This is a genomic window from Actinomadura bangladeshensis, from assembly GCF_004348335.1.
Taxonomy (GTDB): Bacteria; Actinomycetota; Actinomycetes; order Streptosporangiales; family Streptosporangiaceae; genus Spirillospora; species Spirillospora bangladeshensis.
Window position 1 is genome coordinate 1 of record NZ_SMJW01000609.1, and the last position, 416, is coordinate 416.

General features: G+C 78.6%; 1 protein-coding gene. It reads left to right on the forward strand.

What is annotated here, in order from left to right; all coding sequences use genetic code 11:
• Positions 1–416: TSUP family transporter (locus tag E1284_RS41100; RefSeq protein WP_165965645.1), on the forward strand; the 416-nt coding region annotated here is incomplete at both ends.

The following is a 416-nucleotide window of genomic DNA, read 5'->3' on the forward strand; positions in this document are numbered from 1 at the left end:
GTGCTGGTCACGGTGGGGCTGTTCGCGTTCACCGACCTGTCGCCGGCGCAGGTCGCGGGCACCGCGATCGTCACCAATGTCGCGACGGGGCTGCTGGGCACGGCCGTCTACACGCGGTCGGGGCAGCTGCGGGACCCGGGCACCCGCCGGACCGCGGCGCTGCTGGCGGGCGGCGCGGTCGCGGGGACGCCGCTGGGCGTGCTGGCGAACGGCCTGCTCACGGGCCGGGTGTTCGGGATGCTGCTGGGCGCGTTCCTCGCGCTGGTCGCGGTGCTGGTGCTGTGGCGGCGCCCAGGCGACGCAACGCCCGGCGCAACGCCCGGCGCAACGCCCGGCGGGGCGGGCGGCGCGATCGGGTGGCCGGTGGCCGTCGCGGTGGGCGCGGGCGTCGCGGTGGCCGGGGCGATGTTCGGGGT